The sequence below is a fragment of the Candidatus Symbiopectobacterium sp. NZEC127 genome, from assembly GCF_025962675.1.
Taxonomy (GTDB): domain Bacteria; phylum Pseudomonadota; class Gammaproteobacteria; order Enterobacterales; family Enterobacteriaceae; genus Symbiopectobacterium.
The window spans coordinates 21752-41189 of the sequence record NZ_JAGFPG010000007.1; the positions used below are offsets into that span (position 1 = coordinate 21752).

General features: G+C 56.7%; 13 protein-coding genes. 9 read left to right on the forward strand and 4 right to left on the reverse strand.

Annotation, left to right across the window (positions count from 1 at the left end; all coding sequences use genetic code 11):
* Positions 1 to 24: 24 nt before the first annotated feature.
* The gene (putP, locus tag J5069_RS20135; RefSeq protein WP_264645539.1) at positions 25 to 1509 is read right to left on the reverse strand and encodes a sodium/proline symporter PutP; all 1485 of its coding nucleotides are present in this window, start codon (positions 1507 to 1509) and stop codon (positions 25 to 27) included.
* A 356-nt stretch (positions 1510 to 1865) separates the two neighbouring features.
* Here putP and putA point away from each other — a divergent pair, with 356 nt between their 5' ends.
* A complete protein-coding gene (gene putA, locus J5069_RS20140) occupies positions 1866 to 5834 on the forward strand; it encodes a trifunctional transcriptional regulator/proline dehydrogenase/L-glutamate gamma-semialdehyde dehydrogenase (RefSeq protein ID WP_264645540.1) in 3969 nt (1322 codons plus the stop codon).
* Between the two features lie 62 nt (positions 5835 to 5896).
* Here the strand turns inward: putA and ppiC are convergent, their stop codons facing one another.
* Positions 5897 to 6178, reverse strand: coding sequence for a peptidylprolyl isomerase PpiC (gene ppiC / locus J5069_RS20145; protein WP_264645541.1), 282 nt, complete (start codon positions 6176 to 6178; stop codon positions 5897 to 5899).
* Between the two features lie 178 nt (positions 6179 to 6356).
* Between ppiC and rep the strand changes: the two genes are divergently transcribed.
* Positions 6357 to 8381 (forward strand): DNA helicase Rep, encoded by a 2025-nt coding sequence (gene rep / locus J5069_RS20150; protein ID WP_264645542.1) that lies wholly within the window; start codon positions 6357 to 6359, stop codon positions 8379 to 8381.
* Positions 8382 to 8389: 8 nt separating this feature from the next.
* Here the strand turns inward: rep and gppA are convergent, their stop codons facing one another.
* Both gppA and rhlB read right to left on the reverse strand, forming a co-directional pair.
* The gene (gene gppA, locus J5069_RS20155) at positions 8390 to 9886 is read right to left on the reverse strand and encodes a guanosine-5'-triphosphate,3'-diphosphate diphosphatase (RefSeq protein WP_264645543.1); all 1497 of its coding nucleotides are present in this window, start codon (positions 9884 to 9886) and stop codon (positions 8390 to 8392) included.
* 6 nt (positions 9887 to 9892) lie between these two features.
* Positions 9893 to 11179: an ATP-dependent RNA helicase RhlB gene (gene rhlB, locus J5069_RS20160; RefSeq protein WP_264645544.1), complete on the reverse strand. Its 1287-nt coding sequence runs from the start codon at positions 11177 to 11179 to the stop codon at positions 9893 to 9895.
* Positions 11180 to 11296: 117 nt separating this feature from the next.
* Here rhlB and trxA point away from each other — a divergent pair, with 117 nt between their 5' ends.
* From trxA to rffG, 7 genes are all read left to right on the forward strand, one after another.
* Positions 11297 to 11623 (forward strand): thioredoxin TrxA, encoded by a 327-nt coding sequence (gene trxA, locus J5069_RS20165; RefSeq protein WP_196908155.1) that lies wholly within the window; start codon positions 11297 to 11299, stop codon positions 11621 to 11623.
* Between the two features lie 470 nt (positions 11624 to 12093).
* Complete coding sequence (gene rho, locus J5069_RS20170) at positions 12094 to 13353, forward strand: transcription termination factor Rho (protein ID WP_010283881.1); 1260 nt, start codon at positions 12094 to 12096, stop codon at positions 13351 to 13353.
* A gap of 310 nt (positions 13354 to 13663) precedes the next feature.
* Positions 13664 to 14746, forward strand: a complete 1083-nt coding sequence (gene wecA / locus J5069_RS20175; RefSeq protein WP_264645545.1) for a UDP-N-acetylglucosamine--undecaprenyl-phosphate N-acetylglucosaminephosphotransferase — start codon at positions 13664 to 13666, stop codon at positions 14744 to 14746.
* 23 nt (positions 14747 to 14769) lie between these two features.
* Positions 14770 to 15867 carry an ECA polysaccharide chain length modulation protein gene (gene wzzE, locus J5069_RS20180; RefSeq protein ID WP_264645546.1) on the forward strand — a complete coding sequence of 366 codons (1098 nt, stop codon included), beginning with the start codon at positions 14770 to 14772 and terminating at the stop codon, positions 15865 to 15867.
* 52 nt (positions 15868 to 15919) lie between these two features.
* Entirely contained in the window at positions 15920 to 17053 is a 1134-nt protein-coding gene (gene wecB, locus J5069_RS20185; protein WP_264645547.1) for a non-hydrolyzing UDP-N-acetylglucosamine 2-epimerase, read from the forward strand.
* A gap of 38 nt (positions 17054 to 17091) precedes the next feature.
* The gene (gene wecC, locus J5069_RS20190) at positions 17092 to 18354 is read left to right on the forward strand and encodes a UDP-N-acetyl-D-mannosamine dehydrogenase (RefSeq protein ID WP_264645548.1); all 1263 of its coding nucleotides are present in this window, start codon (positions 17092 to 17094) and stop codon (positions 18352 to 18354) included.
* The gene (rffG, locus tag J5069_RS20195; protein ID WP_264645549.1) at positions 18345 to 19418 is read left to right on the forward strand and encodes a dTDP-glucose 4,6-dehydratase; all 1074 of its coding nucleotides are present in this window, start codon (positions 18345 to 18347) and stop codon (positions 19416 to 19418) included. The genes wecC and rffG overlap by 10 nt, the downstream gene beginning before the upstream one ends.
* Positions 19419 to 19438 lie beyond the last annotated feature (20 nt).

Consider the following 19438-nt stretch of genomic DNA (forward strand, 5'->3'; position numbering starts at 1 on the left):
TTATGCGTGAAGCTACGTCGTTCCTTAGCGGCTCTGGAACTGGGCTTCTGCCAGTTGGAAGCGATCGGTGACGGCTTTGGATGGCGCACGCCCCATCAGACTCACGATAAAGATCGCCAGGCTGGCAAAGAGGAAGCCGGGGATAATTTCATACAGATTAAACCAGGCATACTGTTTCCAGATAATCACCGTGGCAGCCCCTATCAGCATACCTACCAGCGCGCCGTTACGCGTCATGCGCGGCCACAGCAGGGAAATCAGGATCACCGGACCAAACGCCGCACCAAAACCGGCCCAGGCGTAGCTGACCAGTCCTAACACGCGGTTTTCCGGGTTGGCGGCCAACACAATCGAAATAATGGCAATCAGCAACACCATCATACGGCCTACCCAAACCAGTTCACGCTGTGTGGCTCCTGGGCGGAAGAACGGGCGGTACAAGTCTTCGGTAATGGCACTGGAACAGACCAGCAACTGGCAGCTCAGGGTGCTCATCACGGCGGCGAGGATAGCGGAAAGCAAGATACCGGCGATCCACGGATTGAACAGCAGCATGGAAAGCTCGATAAACACCCGCTCGGCGTTGTGCGTCACGTTGCCCGCCTGTTCCGGATGATTGCTAAAGTAGGCGATACCGAAGAAGCCCACGCTCACGGCACCTGCGAGGCACAGGATCATCCAGGTCATGCTGATACGGCGTGCGCTGCGAATAGTGTGGTGGGAATCCGCTGCCATAAAGCGCGCCAGAATGTGCGGCTGTCCAAAATAGCCCAGACCCCAGCCCAGCAGCGAGATAATGGCAATAATATCCAGCCCTTTGAACATATTCAGATTGGCCGGGTTTTTCGCCGCGATAACCAGCAGAGAGGTATCGATCCCATCCAGCGCCAGAATCACCATCACCGGCGTCAGGATCAGGGCGAAAATCATCAGCGTGGCCTGTACCGTATCCGTCCAACTGACCGCCAGATAGCCACCGATAAAGGTATAGGCGATGGTGGCTGCCGCGCCGGCCCACAATGAGGTGGTGTAACTCATGCCAAAGGTGCTTTCGAACAAACGGGCACCGGCAACGATGCCAGAAGCGCAGTAGATGGTAAAAAACACCAGAATAATCAAGGCTGCAATGACCCTCAGGATTTTTCTGGTGTCTTCGAAACGGTGGGTGAAATAGTCCGGTAAGGTCAGTGCGTTGTGGTTCACTTCGGTGTGAACGCGCAGACGACCTGCAACCCAGCGCCAGTTGAGGTAAGCGCCGATAGTCAGCCCGATCGCGATCCAGCTTTCAGAAATGCCGGAAATAAATATTGCGCCCGGCAATCCCATCAGCAGCCAGCCGCTCATGTCAGAAGCCCCCGCTGAAAGTGCCGTGACCACGCTGCCCATCCGTCGTCCACCCAGGATATAGTCGCCAAGGGTGGTGGTTGAGCGATAAGCGGCCAAGCCGATCAAGACCATTCCGAAGATATACACCAGAAAGGTCACCAGCATGGGTGTACTCATTGTCATTAGAATCTCCAAGTTAAAGCGCCCTGTCTGTCCCCATCATGCTAGGGCATAAAGGCAAATCATATTGTTGGTCTAGCCTGACGGGAACGACGTCAGGTAAAGCGCAGTCTGCACGATTGCGCATCCCTCGTGCAGCCTGTTTTTTCTTATAATGCAAAGCGTTAACGATTTGTTATATTTCCCAGCCACGCCGATGTTATACACTTGTTAACTGCATTGCATCTTATGGCAACTCGCAAAAACCAGGTTGCATAATCCGATAACGGCGGCCAAGCTTCGAAGGCATACCTTCAACAAATCAACGTTATCCGATCCCTCACTATCGATGATTATCTTGGCTTCACTGGAGTGAAACGATGGGATTCTCCACTATAGCGGTAAAGCTTGACGATGCGACCCGCAATCGTATCGAACGTACAGCGCAGCGCCTTGATCGCACATCGCATTGGTTGATTGAGCACGCCATTTTTTGTTACCTCGACACCGTTGAACGCGATGGCAAGGCACCTGACATCACGTCTGAGCAGAGTAAGGCATTCCAGCGCGCGCCGGAGATTATGCCGCAATCTCGTCATGAAGGAAGCTATCAACCGTTTTTAGATTTCACGCAAACGCTGTTACCCCGTTCACCGCTGCGTGATGCCATCACCGCAGCATACCGCCGTTCCGAGGGCGAGATGGTGCCGTTACTGCTCGAACGGGTGGAGCCGATGGCTCCGATGGCCCCGGCGGTGCAGGCGCTGGCCTATCGACTGGCGCAGACGCTGCGGCGTGAACAGCAAACCCACGGGCGAGCGGGGCGGGTGCAAAGTTTGCTACAAGCCTTCTCCCTGTCATCCTCCGAGGGGATTGCGTTGATGTGTCTGGCGGAAGCGTTGCTGCGCATTCCCGATGCCTCAACGCGCAATGCGCTGATTCGTGACAAGATCAGCAGCGGAGATTGGCATTCCCACGTGGGGAAAGGGCAATCACTGTTCGTCAATGCGGCGACCTGGGGGCTGTTGCTAACCGGAAAGCTGGTGGCGACGCACAGTGAAACGCGCTTGGCGCACACCCTGAAGCAATTGATCAACAAAGGGGGCGAGCCGGTCATTCGCCTGGGGATGGACCGCGTGATGCGCCTGATGGGGGAGCAGTTCGTTACCGGCGAAACCATCGATGAGGCACTGTCCAACGCGGAACACCTGGAGCAGCAGGGATTTCGCTATTCCTATGACATGTTGGGCGAAGCAGCCCTTACCGCGCAGGACGCTGAGGCTTACCTCAACGCCTATCAGCAGGCGATTCATGCTATCGGCAGGGCGTCGCAGGGACGCGGGGTGTATCAGGGGCCGGGCATCTCCATCAAGCTGTCGGCGCTGCACCCGCGTTACAGCCGCGCGCAGTATGACCGCGTTATGGAAGTGCTCTATCCCCGTTTGCTGGCGCTGACGTTGCAGGCGATGCAGTACGATATCGGCATTAATATTGATGCTGAAGAAGCGGAGCGGCTGGAGATCTCCCTCGATCTGCTGGAGCGGTTGTGCCATGAGCCTGCGCTAGCGGGGTGGAAAGGGATCGGTTTTGTGGTGCAGGCCTACCAGAAACGCTGCCCGTTTGTGATTGATTTCCTTATTGATCTGGCACAGCGTACCCAACGACGCCTGATGGTGCGGTTGGTGAAAGGGGCCTACTGGGACAGTGAAATCAAACGCACGCAAATGGACGGTTTGGAGGATTACCCCGTCTATACCCGCAAAGTCTATACCGATGTCGCTTATCTGGCCTGTGCCCGCCAACTGCTGGCGGCACCGGATGCCATTTACCCGCAGTTCGCCACCCACAATGCCCAAACCCTGAGCGCCGTGTATACGCTGGCGGGTGACGGTTATTACCCGGGGCAATATGAATTTCAATGCCTGCACGGTATGGGCGAGGCGCTTTATTCGCAGGTCGTCGGTCCCGAAGAACAAGGCAAGCTGGCGCGCCCCTGCCGGATTTATGCCCCGGTCGGCACCCATGAAACCTTGCTGGCTTATCTGGTGCGACGTTTATTGGAAAACGGTGCCAACACCTCGTTTGTCAACCGCATTGCGGATGCCGAGGTCCCGCTGGAGCAACTGGTTGCCAGCCCAATAGCTGAAGTACAGGCGCTGGCTTACAAAGAGGGGGCTCCCGGCTGCCCGCATCCGCGAATTCCTTTGCCCGCTAAGCTCTACGGCGCAGAGCGTTGCAATGCGCAAGGCGTAGACCTGACCGATGAACGCCGCCTGGAAATGCTCGCGGCGGCCTTAAGCGCCGACGCCGCGCAGGTACGGCATGCGGCACCGATGATGGTCGATGCGACATCGCCGCTGGCAGCTCGGCCAGTGCTCAATCCGGCCCAACAGCACGATATCGTGGGGTACGTACGTGATGCCAGCGACGAAGATGTACGCATTGCGCTGGGCCGTGCGGTGCAAGCGGCAGAACGGTTCTCGACGGCATCGCTCCCGCAGCGGGTTGCCAGCCTGCAACGCGCCGCCAGCCTGCTGGAAGCGGCCTATCCACAGTTCATCGGGCTGCTGGTGCGGGAAGCGGGAAAAACCGTGCCAAATGCTATTGCCGAAATACGCGAAGCGGTGGATTTTTTGCGCTATTACGCGCAGCAGTCTGCTGCGGTGTCGTCGGAACAGGCTTGCCCATTGGGCGTAGTGGTTTGCATTAGTCCGTGGAACTTCCCGCTGGCGATTTTTACCGGGCAGGTTGCTGCCGCGCTGGCGGCGGGGAATGCGGTACTGGCAAAACCGGCGGAGCAAACGCCGCTGGTTGCCGCGTTGGCGGTGCAACTGCTGCATCAGGCTGGCATTGCGCCTGATGTGCTGCAACTGCTGCCCGGCGCTGGAGAACGTGTCGGCGCGGCGCTGGTGCGCGATGTGCGCATCAATGGTGTGCTGTTTACCGGCTCCACGGTGGTTGCCAAAAGCTTGCAGCGCACGCTGGCAGACCGGCTGGATGCGCACGGGCGACCTGCGGTGCTGATCGCTGAAACCGGTGGGATGAATGCCATGATTGTCGACTCGTCCGCGCTGACCGAGCAGGTGGTCAGCGATGTCATGGCCTCCGCCTTTGACAGCGCAGGGCAGCGTTGCTCAGCACTGCGCCTGCTCTGTCTTCAGGATGACATCGCGGAGGCGACCCTGATCATGCTGCGTGGCGCCATGGCGCAGTTCCGCGTAGGCAATCCCGACAGGCTGGCAACGGACTGCGGCCCGGTGATTGATGATGAGGCGCGCGAACGGATCGAGCAACATATTCACCTGATGCAAGCGGAAGGGCATTCGGTGTTTCAGGCGGCTTTCGGTGCGCAGGCGTGCGTGGCCTCATGGCGACAGGGTACCTTTGTGTTGCCAACGCTGATTGAGTTGGACCACGTGACCCGCTTGCAACAAGAGATCTTTGGTCCGGTGCTGCACGTGGTGCGTTATGCCCGCGAAGGGCTGGATACCTTGATTGAGGAGATCAACGCCCTCGGGTATGGACTCACGCTGGGCATCCATTCGCGGATTGATGAAACCATTTCGCGTATCACGCAGCGGACGCATGTGGGTAACCAATACGTCAACCGCAATATGGTGGGGGCCGTGGTGGGGGTTCAGCCGTTCGGGGGCGAAGGGCTATCCGGTACTGGACCGAAAGCGGGTGGGCCGCTCTATCTGCCGCGCTTGCAGAGAACGCCGCCCGGCCTCTCCAGTGCGGCGAGCAGCGCGTTGGGCGTGAATGCCACATTGGCGACGACGCCCGAACGCGCGGGGTTTGCGCTACTGGTTGATTGGGCGCAACAACAAGGGCGGCAGACTCTGTTCGCGGCGGCGCAGTGCTACCGCGCCTGGGGGGCCGTCAGCGGAGTGATACGCCCGCTGCCGGGCCCCACCGGCGAACGCAATACCTATATGCTGACGCCGCGCGAGAACGTGCTGTGTTTGGCGCAGGAGAGTGACGATATTCTGCGCCAGTTGGCGGCGCTGCTGGCCGTGGGCAGTAACGCGTTATGGCCTGACAGCGCAGCGTTACGTGAACTTGCCCGCAGCTTGCCGCAGGAAGTACAGCACCGCATCCGTTTTACGCCTGAATGGCAACAGGACGGTGAGCAGATTGGCGCGGTTATCTGCCACGGCGACAGTGACATGCTGCGTCAGGTTGGCCAGCAGCTCGCGCAATGGGAGGGAGCGATTGTTCCTCTGCTCGGGTGTGAGCCCGGCAGTGACACCCTGCCGCTGGAGCGTTTATGGCATGAACGTGTGCTCAGCGTGAATACGGCGGCAGCGGGGGGAAATGCCAGCCTGCTGATGATGGCGGAGTCATAACAGGGTACGCGCCGCGCAGTGTGCGCGGCGCAACAATACAGCACGCTCGGTTGCCAAAACGCTTAGTTACGGTACAGCACCTTGATGATGTGGTAGCCGAACTGGGTTTTTACCGGTCCAAAGGGTTTCAGCAGATCGCAGGAAAATACCGCCTTGTCGAAAGGGGGGACCATATCGCCTTGACGAAACTCGCCCAGATTGCCGCCATCCCGTTTGGACGGGCAGGTGGAGTGCTTTTTAGCTAACTGCTGAAAGTCTGCCCCTTGAGCCAATTGGTCCAGTAGATCATTCGCCTGTTGTTCCGTATCGACCAGAATATGCAGTGCAGATGCCGTTTTCGCCATGGGAATACCTTTCATGTGATTGAGAAGCGTGAATTGAACTGGCCTCACGCCGACGCCGATGGCTGGCAATGTAGCACGATGCCTGCCTGATGTGGATCGGTAAAGGCGAATCCGGCCATCAAGATCCGCGTGGCTTTCTGCTACAATCGGCTTCCGTTTTTATTGCGAGCTGAACGTCATGCGCCTGAATCCCAGTCAACAACATGCTGTCGAATCTGTCACTGGTCCTTGTCTGGTGCTGGCTGGCGCAGGATCAGGTAAAACGCGCGTTATCACCAACAAGATTGCTCACCTGATCCGCCAGTGCGGCTATCAGGCGCGCCATATCGCGGCAGTGACCTTTACCAACAAGGCTGCGCGCGAAATGAAAGCGCGCGTGGCGCAAACCTTGGGGCGCAAGGAGACGCGCGGGCTGCTTATCGCCACCTTCCACACCTTGGGGCTGGAGGTGATCAAACGGGAATACGCGGCGTTGGGCATGAAGGCGAACTTCTCGCTGTTTGACGATCAGGATCAGGCTGCACTGCTCAATGAACTGACGGAAACCTGGCTGGAAGGGGATAAAACCCAGCTACAGCAATTGACCTCCACCATTTCCAACTGGAAAAATGATCTGATGGATCCGGCGCAGGCGGCGGCATCGGCGCAGTCGGAGCGCGATAAGCTGTTTGCGCACTGCTATGGCCTGTATCACGACCATTTGCGTGCCTGTAACGTGCTGGATTTCGACGATCTGATCCTGTTGCCGACGTTGCTGTTCAAGCGCAACGAAGAGGTCCGTGAGCGCTGGCAAAACCGTTTGCGCTACCTGCTGGTGGATGAGTATCAGGACACCAACACCAGCCAGTATGAGCTGATTAAACTGCTGGTCGGTGCGCGTGCGCGCTTTACCGTGGTCGGCGATGACGATCAATCCATCTACTCCTGGCGCGGTGCCCGCCCGCAAAACCTGGTGCTGCTCTCACAGGATTTCCCCCAGCTTGAAGTGATCAAGCTGGAGCAAAATTACCGCTCCTCGGGCCGTATTCTCAAAGCGGCCAATATCCTGATCGCCAATAACCCACACGTATTTGAAAAAAAGCTCTTTTCGGAATTGGGTTACGGCAGTGAACTGAAGGTGATCACCGCCAACAACGAAGACCACGAGGCGGAACGGGTGGTGGGCGAACTGATTGCTCATCACTTTATCAACAAGACGCAGTACAGCGACTATGCCATCCTCTATCGTGGCAACCATCAGTCGCGGCTGTTTGAAAAGATGCTGATGCAAAACCGCATCCCCTATCGCATCTCCGGCGGGACTTCCTTCTTTTCTCGTCCGGAAATCAAGGACCTGTTGGCCTATCTGCGGGTGTTGACCAACGCGGATGACGACAGCGCCTTTCTGCGCATCGTCAACACCCCTAAGCGAGAAATCGGCCCTGCAACGCTACAGAAACTGGGAGAGTGGGCCAATGTGCGCAACAAAAGCCTGTTCACCGCCAGTTTTGATTTAGGGTTGGAGGCGCACCTGTCTGGCCGTGGGCTCTCCTCGCTGCAACGCTTCACTCACTGGATGCGGGAAATTGCCCAGCAGGCTGAGCGGGAACCGGTGGCGGCGGTGCGCGATTTGATTCACGGACTGGATTATGAAAGCTGGCTGTATGAAACCTCAACCAGCCCGAAAGCGGCGGAAATGCGGATGAAAAACGTCAATCAGCTGTTTAGCTGGATGACGGAAATGCTGGCGGGCTCGGATCTCGATGAACCGATGACGCTGACGCAGGTGGTAACGCGCTTCACCCTGCGCGACATGATGGAACGCGGTGAAAGCGAAGAAGATGTGGATCAGGTGCAACTGATGACGCTGCACGCCTCCAAAGGGCTGGAGTTCCCCTATGTGTATCTGGTGGGGATGGAAGAGGGGTTACTGCCGCACCAGAGCAGCATTGATGAAGATAATGTCGATGAAGAGCGTCGTCTGGCCTATGTCGGCATCACGCGGGCGCAACGTGAGCTGGTTTTTACCCTGTGCAAAGAGCGTCGCCAGTACGGCGAACTGATGCGGCCAGAGCCCAGCCGTTTCTTGCTGGAACTGCCGCAGGACGATCTGCAATGGGAAACGGCACGCAAAGTGGTCAGCGCACAAGAGCGGATGCAAAAGGGGCAAAACCATCTGGCGAACCTGCGCGCACAGTTGGCGCAGGCGCGCGACAAGGAGTAGCGCCGCGGTTACTGCGCGGCTTCCTCAATCACCAGCGGCCAGTGGGCATAGCCTTGCCAACGGCTCTCCTGCTCCAACGCTTCTGCGCGCAGGGGATGCGCGGCCAACCAGCCAGCGGGTAGCTGGATACGCAGGGTATCGCCGCTTGCGCACAAGATGCTGTCAGGCAAGGTGTCATCACGGCGGCGGCTGGCGAAAATAATCGCCAGTCGCAACAAACGGCATAAGCGCTGCGCAGGCAGCGCGGGCACGGCGTTTTGCTGATTCAATGACTGAAGATCGAGCGCACCACTCTGATTTAACACCAGAATAGCCAGCAGTTTTTTCTGTGCCGGAGTAAAACCGGGAAGATCGCTGTTGCGAATAAGATAGGCGGCGTGTTGCGGAGCATTGCGAAAATCAATGGCCAGACCGATTTCATGCAGAAAACCGGCGCTGTGCAGCAACTCGCGACATCGATGATCCAACGGCCAATCCTGCGCCAACTGGTGCAAAAAATTGTCGGTCAACGCGCTGACGCGCTGGCCCTGTTCACCGTCCAACAAATAGCGACGTTGCAGATTGAGCAGCGTGCGCTGGCGAATATCTTGCTCTACGGGCAGGTGCAGCATCCCGTATACCAGGCCTTCACGCAGTGCGCCACCGGCCAGCGTCATACTCTGAATGTCAAGTTCCTGGAAAATGGCTAACAGAATGGACAGCCCGCTGGGGAACACCAGCGCCCGCTCCAGCGTCAGGCCGTCAATTTCCAGCTCTTCCAGCTTATGGCAGGCAATGGCATGCTGTTTTAGGGCACGCAGCTTGTCGAGCGTGATGTGCTCGTCCATGCCAGCCGCCACCATAATCTCTTGCAACGCTTGTACGGTGCCGGATGCGCCCACGCACACTTGCCAACCCTGTGCACGCAGTTGGGCTGCCACGGGGCGTATCATGTCACCCGCCGCCTGCTCCGCGCGGGCAAAATTTTCTGCCGTCAGGGTGCGATCGCTGAAATAACGTTCCAGCCAGGTCACGCATCCCATTGGCAAACTGAGTAACTGCGTGGCCTGCGCCGCGGTTCCGGTCGCCAGCTCGGTACTGCCGCCGCCGATATCCACCACCAGACGTTTTTCCGGTCCACCGGTGGTATGGGCCACGCCCTGATAAATCAGGCGCGCCTCCTCTTCACCGCTAATGACTTGAATCGGCAAGCCCAGAATCTGCTGCGCCTGTGCCAGAAACTCATCGGCGTTGGTGGCAAGCCGCAGGGTCGCCGTGGCGACAACGCGGGTTTGCGTCTGAGGGATATCCTGCAAGCGTTCGGAAAACAGGCGTAAGCACTGCCAGCCGCGCTGCATGGCTTCCTGTGACAAGCGGTTATCGCGATCCAGTCCTGCCGCCAAACGCACTTTACGTTTAATGCGCGCCAGCGTCTGAATGCTGCCAGCGCTCTCACGCACCACCAACATATGGAAGCTGTTCGAGCCCAGATCGATCGCCGCATACAGCGAGGAAGCATTTAGCATGGATGCTTAACTCGGTCTTTTACGGTTGCTGCGCGGTGCGCCGCTACGACGTGGCGGGCCACTGCGACGCGGGCCACTGCTGGTACGCGTGCGGGGCAAGCGCTTCGGCGCAGGCAGATCGGTCATCAGCGCATCGCTATCGTATTTGCTAACCGGGATTGAATGGCCCGTGTATTGCTCAATGGCCGGCAGGTTCAGCGCATACTCTTCACAGGCCAGGCTGATGGAAAAACCGCTGGCGCCCGCACGTCCGGTACGACCAATGCGGTGCACGTAGTCTTCGCAATCGTCCGGCAAGTCATAGTTGAATACGTGGGTGACGGCAGGAATGTGCAGACCGCGCGCCGCAACGTCGGTGGCGACCAGAATGTCCAGGTTGCCCTGCGTGAAGTCATCCAGAATGCGCAGGCGTTTTTTCTGCGCCACGTCGCCGGTCAGCAGACCCACGCGATGTCCGTCCGCAGCCAGATGGCCCCAGATATCTTCGCAGCGGTGCTTGGTGTTGGCGAAAATGATGCAGCGATCCGGCCACTCTTCTTCCAGCAGCGTTTGCAGCAGGCGCATCTTCTCTTCGTTTGACGGATAGAACAGCTCTTCCTTGATGCGGTGTCCGGTTTTCTGCTCCGGCTCCACTTCAACGTACTCGGCGTTGTTCATCTGTTCGAACGCCAACTCACGCACCCGGTATGACAGCGTGGCGGAGAACAGCATGTTCAGACGCTGCGTCACAGGCGGCATGCGGCGGAACAGCCAGCGAATATCTTTGATAAAGCCCAGATCGTACATTCTGTCGGCTTCATCCAGCACCACAACCTGAATGGCGCCAAGGTTAATATGATTCTGCTTGGCGTAGTCGATCAAGCGGCCCGTGGTACCGATCAGGATATCAACACCCTGCTCCAGCACTTTAAGCTGCTTATCGTAGCCGTCTCCGCCGTAAGCCAGACCCAGTTTCATGCCCGTCGATTCGGCCAGCGCCTGTGCATCCGCGTGGATTTGCACCGCCAACTCGCGAGTGGGAGCCATGATCAGCGCGCGCGGCTGGTTGGTTTGACGCTCTGCCGAAGCAGGGTGCGACAAGAGATAGTGGAAAGTAGACGCCAGAAATGCCAGCGTCTTGCCCGTTCCGGTTTGCGCCTGACCCGCGACGTCCCGGCCATCAAGGGCGAGAGGTAGTGCGAGTGCCTGGATGGGCGTGCAGTTATAAAACCCTTTGCTTTCAAGGGCTTTGATTACCTGCGGGTGCAGCGCGAAGTCGGAAAACTTCTGTTCGGTCAAGTGTGTTTTGCTCATAGTGTGGTAGAATATCAGCTAACTATTGCTTTACGAAAGCGTATACAGTGAAATAAAGTCAAGCTTTGTTGGTTAATGCTACACCAACTCGCTAAAGATAATCCTGCGGAGTAAAAAATGAGCGATAAAATTATTCACCTGACAGACGACAGCTTCGAAACGGACGTGTTGCAGGCCGAAGGGGCAACACTGGTTGATTTTTGGGCCGAATGGTGTGGTCCCTGCAAAATGATCGCTCCCATTCTCGATGAAATCGCTGATGAATTCGAAGGTCGCATCACCGTTGCCAAGCTGAATATTGATGAAAATCCGGCGACCGCGCCGAAATACGGCATTCGCGGCATCCCGACCCTGCTGCTGTTCAAGAACGGCGAAGTGGCGGCAACCAAAGTCGGCGCGTTGTCCAAAGGCCAGTTGAAAGAGTTTTTGAACACCAATCTGTAATGCCTGATAGGTTTATCAACGCTATTTCATCGCACAAAGCGGTCAGTGAGGATTTCTCGTATTGACCGCTTGCCGCACGTCATGAAGCGTGCTAGATTCATCATTACTGCATATCGTACTTGCCTATGTTTAAGCCTCGCAGGCTTAAGCCTGAAAGTTTGAATCTATAGCATTACTCGCTGTCTATACCTTAACGCTGCCCGTTCGTGACAACAAATCGCACAAACACGGCATAAGAATCCGTAGCGTGGTCAGGCAATCTAAAGCATTACATTAATTGGTTTCAGGTGTCTTCGATCTCTTGCCGTCGTTTTGTATCGGGCTTGCGTGGTCAACGTGTAACACGTTCACGTATCAAGCCAAACGGAATGGTGTGATTGAGGGCGGTATATGATAGTGGCACGGTGACCCTTGCCATCCCATTCACGTTAATTGTTCGAGATTTACCCCGAGTTTAAGAACCCACCACTATGAATCTTACCGAATTAAAGAATACGCCAGTTTCTGAGTTAATTACTCTTGGCGAAAACATGGGGCTGGAAAACCAGGCTCGTATGCGCAAGCAGGATATTATTTTCGCCATTTTGAAGCAGCATGCAAAAAGTGGCGAAGATATTTTCGGCGATGGCGTGCTGGAAATCTTGCAGGATGGTTTCGGTTTCCTCCGCTCCGCAGACAGCTCCTACCTCGCCGGCCCTGATGATATATACGTTTCTCCCAGCCAAATCCGCCGTTTTAATCTTCGTACTGGTGACACCATTTCAGGCAAGATTCGTCCTCCCAAAGAAGGGGAACGCTATTTTGCCTTGCTGAAAGTCAACGAAGTTAACTACGACAAACCTGAAAACGCCCGCAACAAGATCCTGTTCGAAAACCTCACCCCGCTGCACGCCAACTCACGTTTGCGTATGGAACGCGGTAATGGTTCGACAGAAGACCTGACGGCACGCGTATTGGATTTGGCATCGCCGATTGGCCGTGGTCAACGTGGTTTGATCGTGGCACCGCCGAAAGCCGGTAAAACCATGCTGCTGCAAAATATTGCGCAGAGCATCGCGTATAACCACCCTGACTGCGTGCTGATGGTGCTGCTTATCGACGAACGTCCGGAAGAAGTGACCGAGATGCAACGTCTGGTGAAAGGGGAAGTGGTGGCGTCTACCTTTGATGAGCCTGCTTCTCGTCACGTTCAGGTTGCCGAAATGGTGATTGAAAAGGCCAAGCGCCTGGTCGAGCACAAAAAAGACGTTATCATCCTGCTAGACTCCATCACCCGTCTGGCGCGCGCCTACAACACCGTGGTACCGGCGTCTGGCAAAGTGCTGACCGGTGGTGTGGACGCCAACGCCCTGCACCGCCCGAAACGCTTCTTTGGTGCTGCGCGTAACGTGGAAGAGGGCGGTAGCCTGACCATTATCGCCACTGCGCTGGTAGATACCGGCTCGAAGATGGACGAAGTGATTTACGAAGAGTTTAAAGGTACAGGTAACATGGAACTGCATCTGGCGCGTAAAATCGCTGAGAAGCGTGTGTTCCCGGCTATCGACTACAACCGTTCCGGTACCCGTAAAGAAGAGCTGCTCACCACCTCCGAAGAACTGCAAAAAATGTGGATCCTGCGCAAAATCATTCACCCAATGGGCGAGATCGATGCGATGGAGTTCCTGATCAACAAGTTGGCAATGACCAAAACCAACGATGAATTCTTCGACATGATGAAGCGTTCATAAGCCGGCAGTGTTCTCGGGGAAAACGCCACGCGGGTCGTGGCGTTTTTTTTTTTAGGAACTTACCGACCTTTACACTACAGGGTGTTTTTCCAGAGTATTCTAGGATGTCCCGGCGTCATGCTTTCCGTTATGGTACGCACTGATTTGAAGGCGTCATCATAACCTCTTCGCTCGCGCTTGCCCTGTGCATGCCCGCGCGATACCGTCGGCCGCATAATGATGTTGTGGTGAACGGCCCTGTTATGGCGAACCCTGCTTCGCCGTGGCAGCCTGCGGCGGCTTGTAGCCATAAACGGTAAACTTACTCGCTATGCGTCTAGAGTTATTATTTATTTTCTTGTTTTCTTTGGCTTTTCTATTCCTGGCCCGTCGCGTGGCGAGGCCGCTCGGTCTTGTCGATCGTCCCAATCAGCGTAAACGTCACCAGGGGCTGATCCCGTTGGTGGGGGGCATTTCCGTCTATGCTGGCCTGTGCTTTACCTTCCTGATAACCGACTACTACATTCCCCATTTCCGCTTTTACCTGCTGTGTGCCGGAATTCTGGTGTTTGTCGGGGCGTTGGACGATCGCTTTGATATCAGTGTCAAAATTCGTGCGCTGGTTCAGGCGCTGGTTGCCATTGCCATGATGGTGTTCGCGCATCTCTCATTGCGCAACCTGGGGGAGCTGTTTGGCCCGTGGGATATGGTGCTGGGGCCGTTGAGCTATCTGGTGACGCTGTTTGCCGTCTGGGCGGCGATTAACGCGTTTAACATGGTCGATGGCATCGACGGGCTGCTCGGCGGTCTTTCCGTGGTGTCGTTCGGCGCGATGGGTATCCTGCTCTACGGTTACGGTCACCACAATCTGGCGCTGTGGTGCTTTGCCATGATTGCCGCCACGCTGCCGTACATCTTGCTCAATCTCGGTTTCTTTGGCCGCCGCTATAAAGTGTTTATGGGCGATGCAGGCAGCACCATGATAGGGTTCACCGCCATCTGGATCCTGATGCAATCCACCCAGGGCAAATACCATCCGATTAACCCGGTAACCGCACTGTGGCTGATCGCCATTCCGCTGATGGACATGGTGGCCATCATGTACCGTCGCTTGCGCCGGGGGATGAGCCCTTTCGCGCCGGATCGCCAGCATATCCATCATTTACTGATGCGCGCCGGATTTACCCCGCATCAGGCTTTTGTGCTGATCACCGCAGCTGCGGTGCTGTTGGCGGGCATCGGCATGGCCGGAGAGTATTTCTCTTTCATTCCCGAATGGGCCATGTTGGTGCTGTTTTTACTGGCCTTTGGGCTTTATGACTACTGCCTGAAACGGGCATGGCGCGTGGCGCGCTTTCTGAAACGCATCAAGCGTCGAACGCGCCGTAGCGACGATCGTCGACACTCAACTTGAAACCACATCACTTTGGGGAAGTAATGAAACACGAAAACCCTGCTAACGGAGCCTCTGGCGAAGCCCATCACCGCGTTGATACTGCGGGTGCCGGTATCGAGAATGAACTGGATATTCGCGGCCTGTGCGGTGCGTTGTGGCGAGGCAAATTCTGGATTGCCGGCGTGGCGCTGGCTTTCGCACTGATGGCGTTAGGGTATTCCTATCTTGCACGCCAAGAGTGGAGCGCCACGGCAATAACCGATCGGCCCGGCGTCACGCGGCTGGGCGGTTATTATCCGCAACAGCAGTTTTTGCGCAATCTGGATGCCAAAGCCTTCGCGTCGCTGCCGCCCGAGCCGCTGTCGGTGTCAGCCAAGGTTTACGATGAGTTTGTCATGCAGGTTGCCGCGTATGATACCCGGCGCGATTTCTGGCTACAGAGCGACTACTATAAATCGCATCAGGAAGGTGATGCCAAAGCGGACGCGGCCTTGCTGGACGAACTGATCGCCGATATCCAGTTTACCCCGCGTGACGACGGCAAAAAGACCTTCGACAGCGTGCGCCTGACGGTGGACAACGCGGCCGCCGCCAATCGGCTGTTGCGTCAATATATCGAGTTTGCCAGTCAGCGCGCAGCGCAACACCTTAACGGTGAGCTAACCGGCGCCTGGGCGGCACGTAAGGTCTTTTTGCAGTCGCAGATCCAACGTCAGGAAGCGGTCGCGCAGGCCATTTTCGATCGCGACCTGAATAGCGTGAAGATGGCGTTAAAGATTGCGCAACAGCAGGGGATCAGCCGCAGCCAGACCGATACCCCCGCACAAGAATTGCCGCCCTCAGAGCTTTTCCTGTTGGGGCGGCCGATGTTGCAGGCGCAATTGGAGTCCTTGCAGGCCAGTGGTCCGCGCTACGACATCGATTATGACCAAAACCGCGCCATGTTGGCGACATTGAGCGTTGAGCCACAGCTCGACGCGGCATTGCAGACCTACCGTTATCTGCGCACGCCGGAGGAGCCGGTGAAGCGAGACAGTCCGCGTCGCCTGTTCTTGATGGTGATGTGGGGCGCTATCGGTGCACTGACCGGGGCGGGTATTGCACTGGTTCGCTGTAAATCTCAGCGACGGGTGGATTGACCGTTTACGCCGCCTGAAAGGGCAGCCCCTAACCTGATGAAAGAGATTCATTGTGAAAGTGTTGACTATTTTCGGCACCCGCCCAGAAGCCATTAAAATGGCCCCTCTGGTTTATGCCCTGGCTCAAGATGAAGCCTTTGAATCGAAAATATGCGTAACAGCCCAGCACCGGGAGATGCTGGATCAGGTGCTGCGTTTATTTGCTATTACGCCGGATTATGATTTGAACATTATGCAGCCGGGCCAAGGGTTGAGTGAGGTCACGTGTCGCATTCTGGAAGGATTGGAGCCCGTGTTAACGGCCTTCAAACCTGACCTGGTGTTGGTGCATGGTGATACCACCACCACGATGGCCGCCAGCCTGGCGGCGCTGTATCAGCGTATTCCCGTCGCACATGTGGAGGCCGGGTTGCGCACCGGCAATCTCTACTCGCCCTGGCCTGAAGAGGCCAACCGTAAGCTGACCGGCCATTTGGCAACCTACCACTTTGCGCCAACCGAGCGGGCGCGTGATAACCTGCTGCGTGAAAATCTTGGCGACCGGCAGATCCTGGTGACAGGAAATACGGTTATCGATGCGCTGTTCTGGGTGCGCGATCGAATTCTTGGCGATGAAACATTGCGCCACGCCTTGGATACCCACTACGGTTTTCTGGATGCGAATAAAAAACTGATTCTGGTCACCGGGCATCGTCGTGAAAACTTTGGCGACGGTTTCGAGCGTATTTGTACGGCGTTGGCAAGCATTGCCCGTCGCCACCCGGAAGCGCAGATTCTCTATCCGGTGCACCTGAATCCGAATGTGCGTGAGCCGGTAAACCGTATTTTGAGCGGTATTGATAACGTGTTTCTGATCGCGCCGCAGGAGTACTTGCCGTTTGTTTACCTGATGAACCGGTCGTACTTGATTTTGACTGATTCTGGCGGCATTCAGGAAGAAGCGCCCTCGCTGGGCGTGCCTGTGTTGGTGATGCGTGAAACGACAGAGCGGCCCGAAGCCGTGGATGCGGGAACGGTGCGGCTGGTTGGCACCGAAGTGGCGACGATTCTGGACGCAGTGTCGCAACTGTTGACCGACAATGCGGCATATCAGGCCATGAGCCGGGCGCATAACCCGTTCGGTGACGGCACTGCCTGTCAGCGTATTATTGCCGCACTGAAGCACACTTTGATCACACGACAATGAGCAACGCCATGACAATGAACACCATGACAACTAACGCAATGACAATTAATAAAATAGTGGTGGTTGGGTTGGGCTATATCGGTCTGCCGACCGCGGCCGCGTTTGCCTCACGGAAAAAGCGGGTGATTGGTGTGGACGTCAACCGGCACGCGGTGGAAACCATTAATCGCGGTGAGATTCATATTGTCGAGCCCGATCTGGGAGCCATGGTGAAGGCCGCCGTGGACAACGGCTATTTGACGGCAACCCACAAACCCGAGGCGGCGGACGCCTTCCTGATCGCCGTGCCGACGCCGTTTAAAGAGGGTCATGAACCGGATTTGAGCTATGTACAGGCAGCGGCTGCGTCGATTGCACCGGTGCTGCAACCCGGCGCGCTGGTGGTGCTTGAGTCCACCTGTCCGGTTGGCGCAACGGAGCAGATGGCGACGTGGCTGGCCGAAGCCCGGTCCGATCTGACCTTCCCGCAGCACGCGGGGGACGATGCCGATATCCATATCGCTTACTGTCCGGAGCGCGTGTTGCCCGGTCAGGTGGTGGTGGAGTTGGTGAAAAATGACCGGGTGATTGGCGGCATGACGCCAGCCTGTGCCGCGCACGCCAGCGCGTTGTACAAGATCTTTCTTGAAGGCGAGTGCGTGGAGACCGATGCGCGCACGGCCGAGATGTGTAAACTGACGGAAAACAGCTTCCGTGACGTGAATATCGCCTTTGCCAACGAACTGTCGCTGATTTGTGCCGAACAGGGTATCAACGTATGGGAGCTGATTCGTCTGGCGAATCGTCACCCGCGTGTGAATATCCTTCAGCCTGGCCCCGGCGTTGGCGGTCATTGCATCGCGGTAGACCCGTGGTTTATCGTGGCGCAAAACCCGCAGCAGGCACGTTTGATACACACGGCGCGATTGGTGAACGACGGCAAGCCGCTGTGGGTGGTCGATCGCGTCAAAATGGCGGTAGCGGATTGTCTGGTACAGAGCGGCAAACGCGCCAGCGACGTGACCATCGCCTGTTTTGGGCTGGCCTTTAAGCCAGATATTGACGATTTGCGCGAAAGCCCGGCGGTCGGGATTACCGAGATGATTGCACAGTGGCACAGTGGCACGACGCTGGCCGTGGAGCCCAATGTGGCGGCGTTGCCGCCCCGTTTGACCGGGTTGGTCACGTTGGCGGAATTGCCGACGGCGCTGCGTGAGGCGGATGTGGTCGTGATGCTGGTCGATCACCGCGTATTCCGCGCGATAGAACCTGAAAAGATAAAACAACAGTGGATTGTAGACACGAAAGGAGTATGGCGTTGAAACGTATTTTGGTGACAGGCGGTGCAGGGTTTATTGGCTCAGCGCTGGTGCGCTATCTGGTAACGGAAACGCAGGACAGCGTGGTGGTGGTCGATAAGTTGACCTATGCCGGTAATCTGGCGTCATTGGCCCCGGTGGCGACCAGCGATCGTTTCGCGTTCGAGCAGGTTGATATCTGCGATCGTCCCGCGTTGGATCGGGTTTTTGCCACGTATCAGCCGGATTTGGTGATGCATCTGGCGGCAGAAAGTCACGTTGACCGCTCGATTGATGGTCCGGCGGCGTTTATTGAAACCAATATCGTCGGCACCTATCAGATGCTGGAAGCGGCGCGTCACTATTGGAACGCACTGGATGACGAGAAAAAAGCCGCCTTCCGTTTCCACCATATTTCTACCGATGAAGTGTTTGGCGATCTGCACGGCACGGACGATCTGTTTACCGAAACCACGCCGTATGCACCCAGCAGCCCGTATTCCGCATCCAAAGCCTCCAGCGATCATCTGGTACGCGCCTGGATGCGCACCTATGGGCTGCCGACGATCATCACCAACTGCTCCAATAACTACGGTCCTTACCACTTCCCGGAAAAATTGATTCCGCTGATGATCCTCAACGCGTTATCCGCTAAGCCGCTGCCGGTGTATGGCAACGGTGCGCAGATCCGCGACTGGCTGTTTGTTGAAGATCATGCGCGTGCGCTTTACCGCGTGGTGACGGCGGGTGAGGTCGGGGAAACTTACAATATCGGTGGCCATAACGAGCGTAAAAACCTCGACGTAGTGCATACCCTGTGCGATCTGCTGGAAGAACTGGCGCCGCAAAAACCGGCGGGTGTCACCCATTATCGCGATCTGATTACCTATGTGACTGACCGACCCGGCCATGACATGCGCTACGCCATCGATGCCAGCAAAATGGCGCAGGAGCTGGATTGGAAACCGCAGGAGACGTTCGAAAGCGGTATGCGTAAAACGGTATTGTGGTATCTGAATAACGAAGCCTGGTGGCGCAGCGTGCAGGATGGCTCCTATACCGGAGAACGGTTGGGGCTGGACGCGTAATCGACGCGTTTATCGCACCC

What these genes read in the sequence shown, in the direction of transcription:
- putP (WP_264645539.1), bottom strand. Translation starts at nt 1,509, where the DNA reads ATGACAATGAGTACACCCATGCTGGTGACCTTTCTGGTGTATATCTTC.
- putA (WP_264645540.1), top strand. Translation starts at nt 1,866, where the DNA reads ATGGGATTCTCCACTATAGCGGTAAAGCTTGACGATGCGACCCGCAAT.
- ppiC (WP_264645541.1), bottom strand. Translation starts at nt 6,178, where the DNA reads ATGGCGAAAACGGCATCTGCACTGCATATTCTGGTCGATACGGAACAA.
- rep (WP_264645542.1), top strand. Translation starts at nt 6,357, where the DNA reads ATGCGCCTGAATCCCAGTCAACAACATGCTGTCGAATCTGTCACTGGT.
- gppA (WP_264645543.1), bottom strand. Translation starts at nt 9,886, where the DNA reads ATGCTAAATGCTTCCTCGCTGTATGCGGCGATCGATCTGGGCTCGAAC.
- rhlB (WP_264645544.1), bottom strand. Translation starts at nt 11,179, where the DNA reads ATGAGCAAAACACACTTGACCGAACAGAAGTTTTCCGACTTCGCGCTG.
- trxA (WP_196908155.1), top strand. Translation starts at nt 11,297, where the DNA reads ATGAGCGATAAAATTATTCACCTGACAGACGACAGCTTCGAAACGGAC.
- rho (WP_010283881.1), top strand. Translation starts at nt 12,094, where the DNA reads ATGAATCTTACCGAATTAAAGAATACGCCAGTTTCTGAGTTAATTACT.
- wecA (WP_264645545.1), top strand. Translation starts at nt 13,664, where the DNA reads ATGCGTCTAGAGTTATTATTTATTTTCTTGTTTTCTTTGGCTTTTCTA.
- wzzE (WP_264645546.1), top strand. Translation starts at nt 14,770, where the DNA reads ATGAAACACGAAAACCCTGCTAACGGAGCCTCTGGCGAAGCCCATCAC.
- wecC (WP_264645548.1), top strand. Translation starts at nt 17,092, where the DNA reads ATGACAATTAATAAAATAGTGGTGGTTGGGTTGGGCTATATCGGTCTG.
- rffG (WP_264645549.1), top strand. Translation starts at nt 18,345, where the DNA reads ATGGCGTTGAAACGTATTTTGGTGACAGGCGGTGCAGGGTTTATTGGC.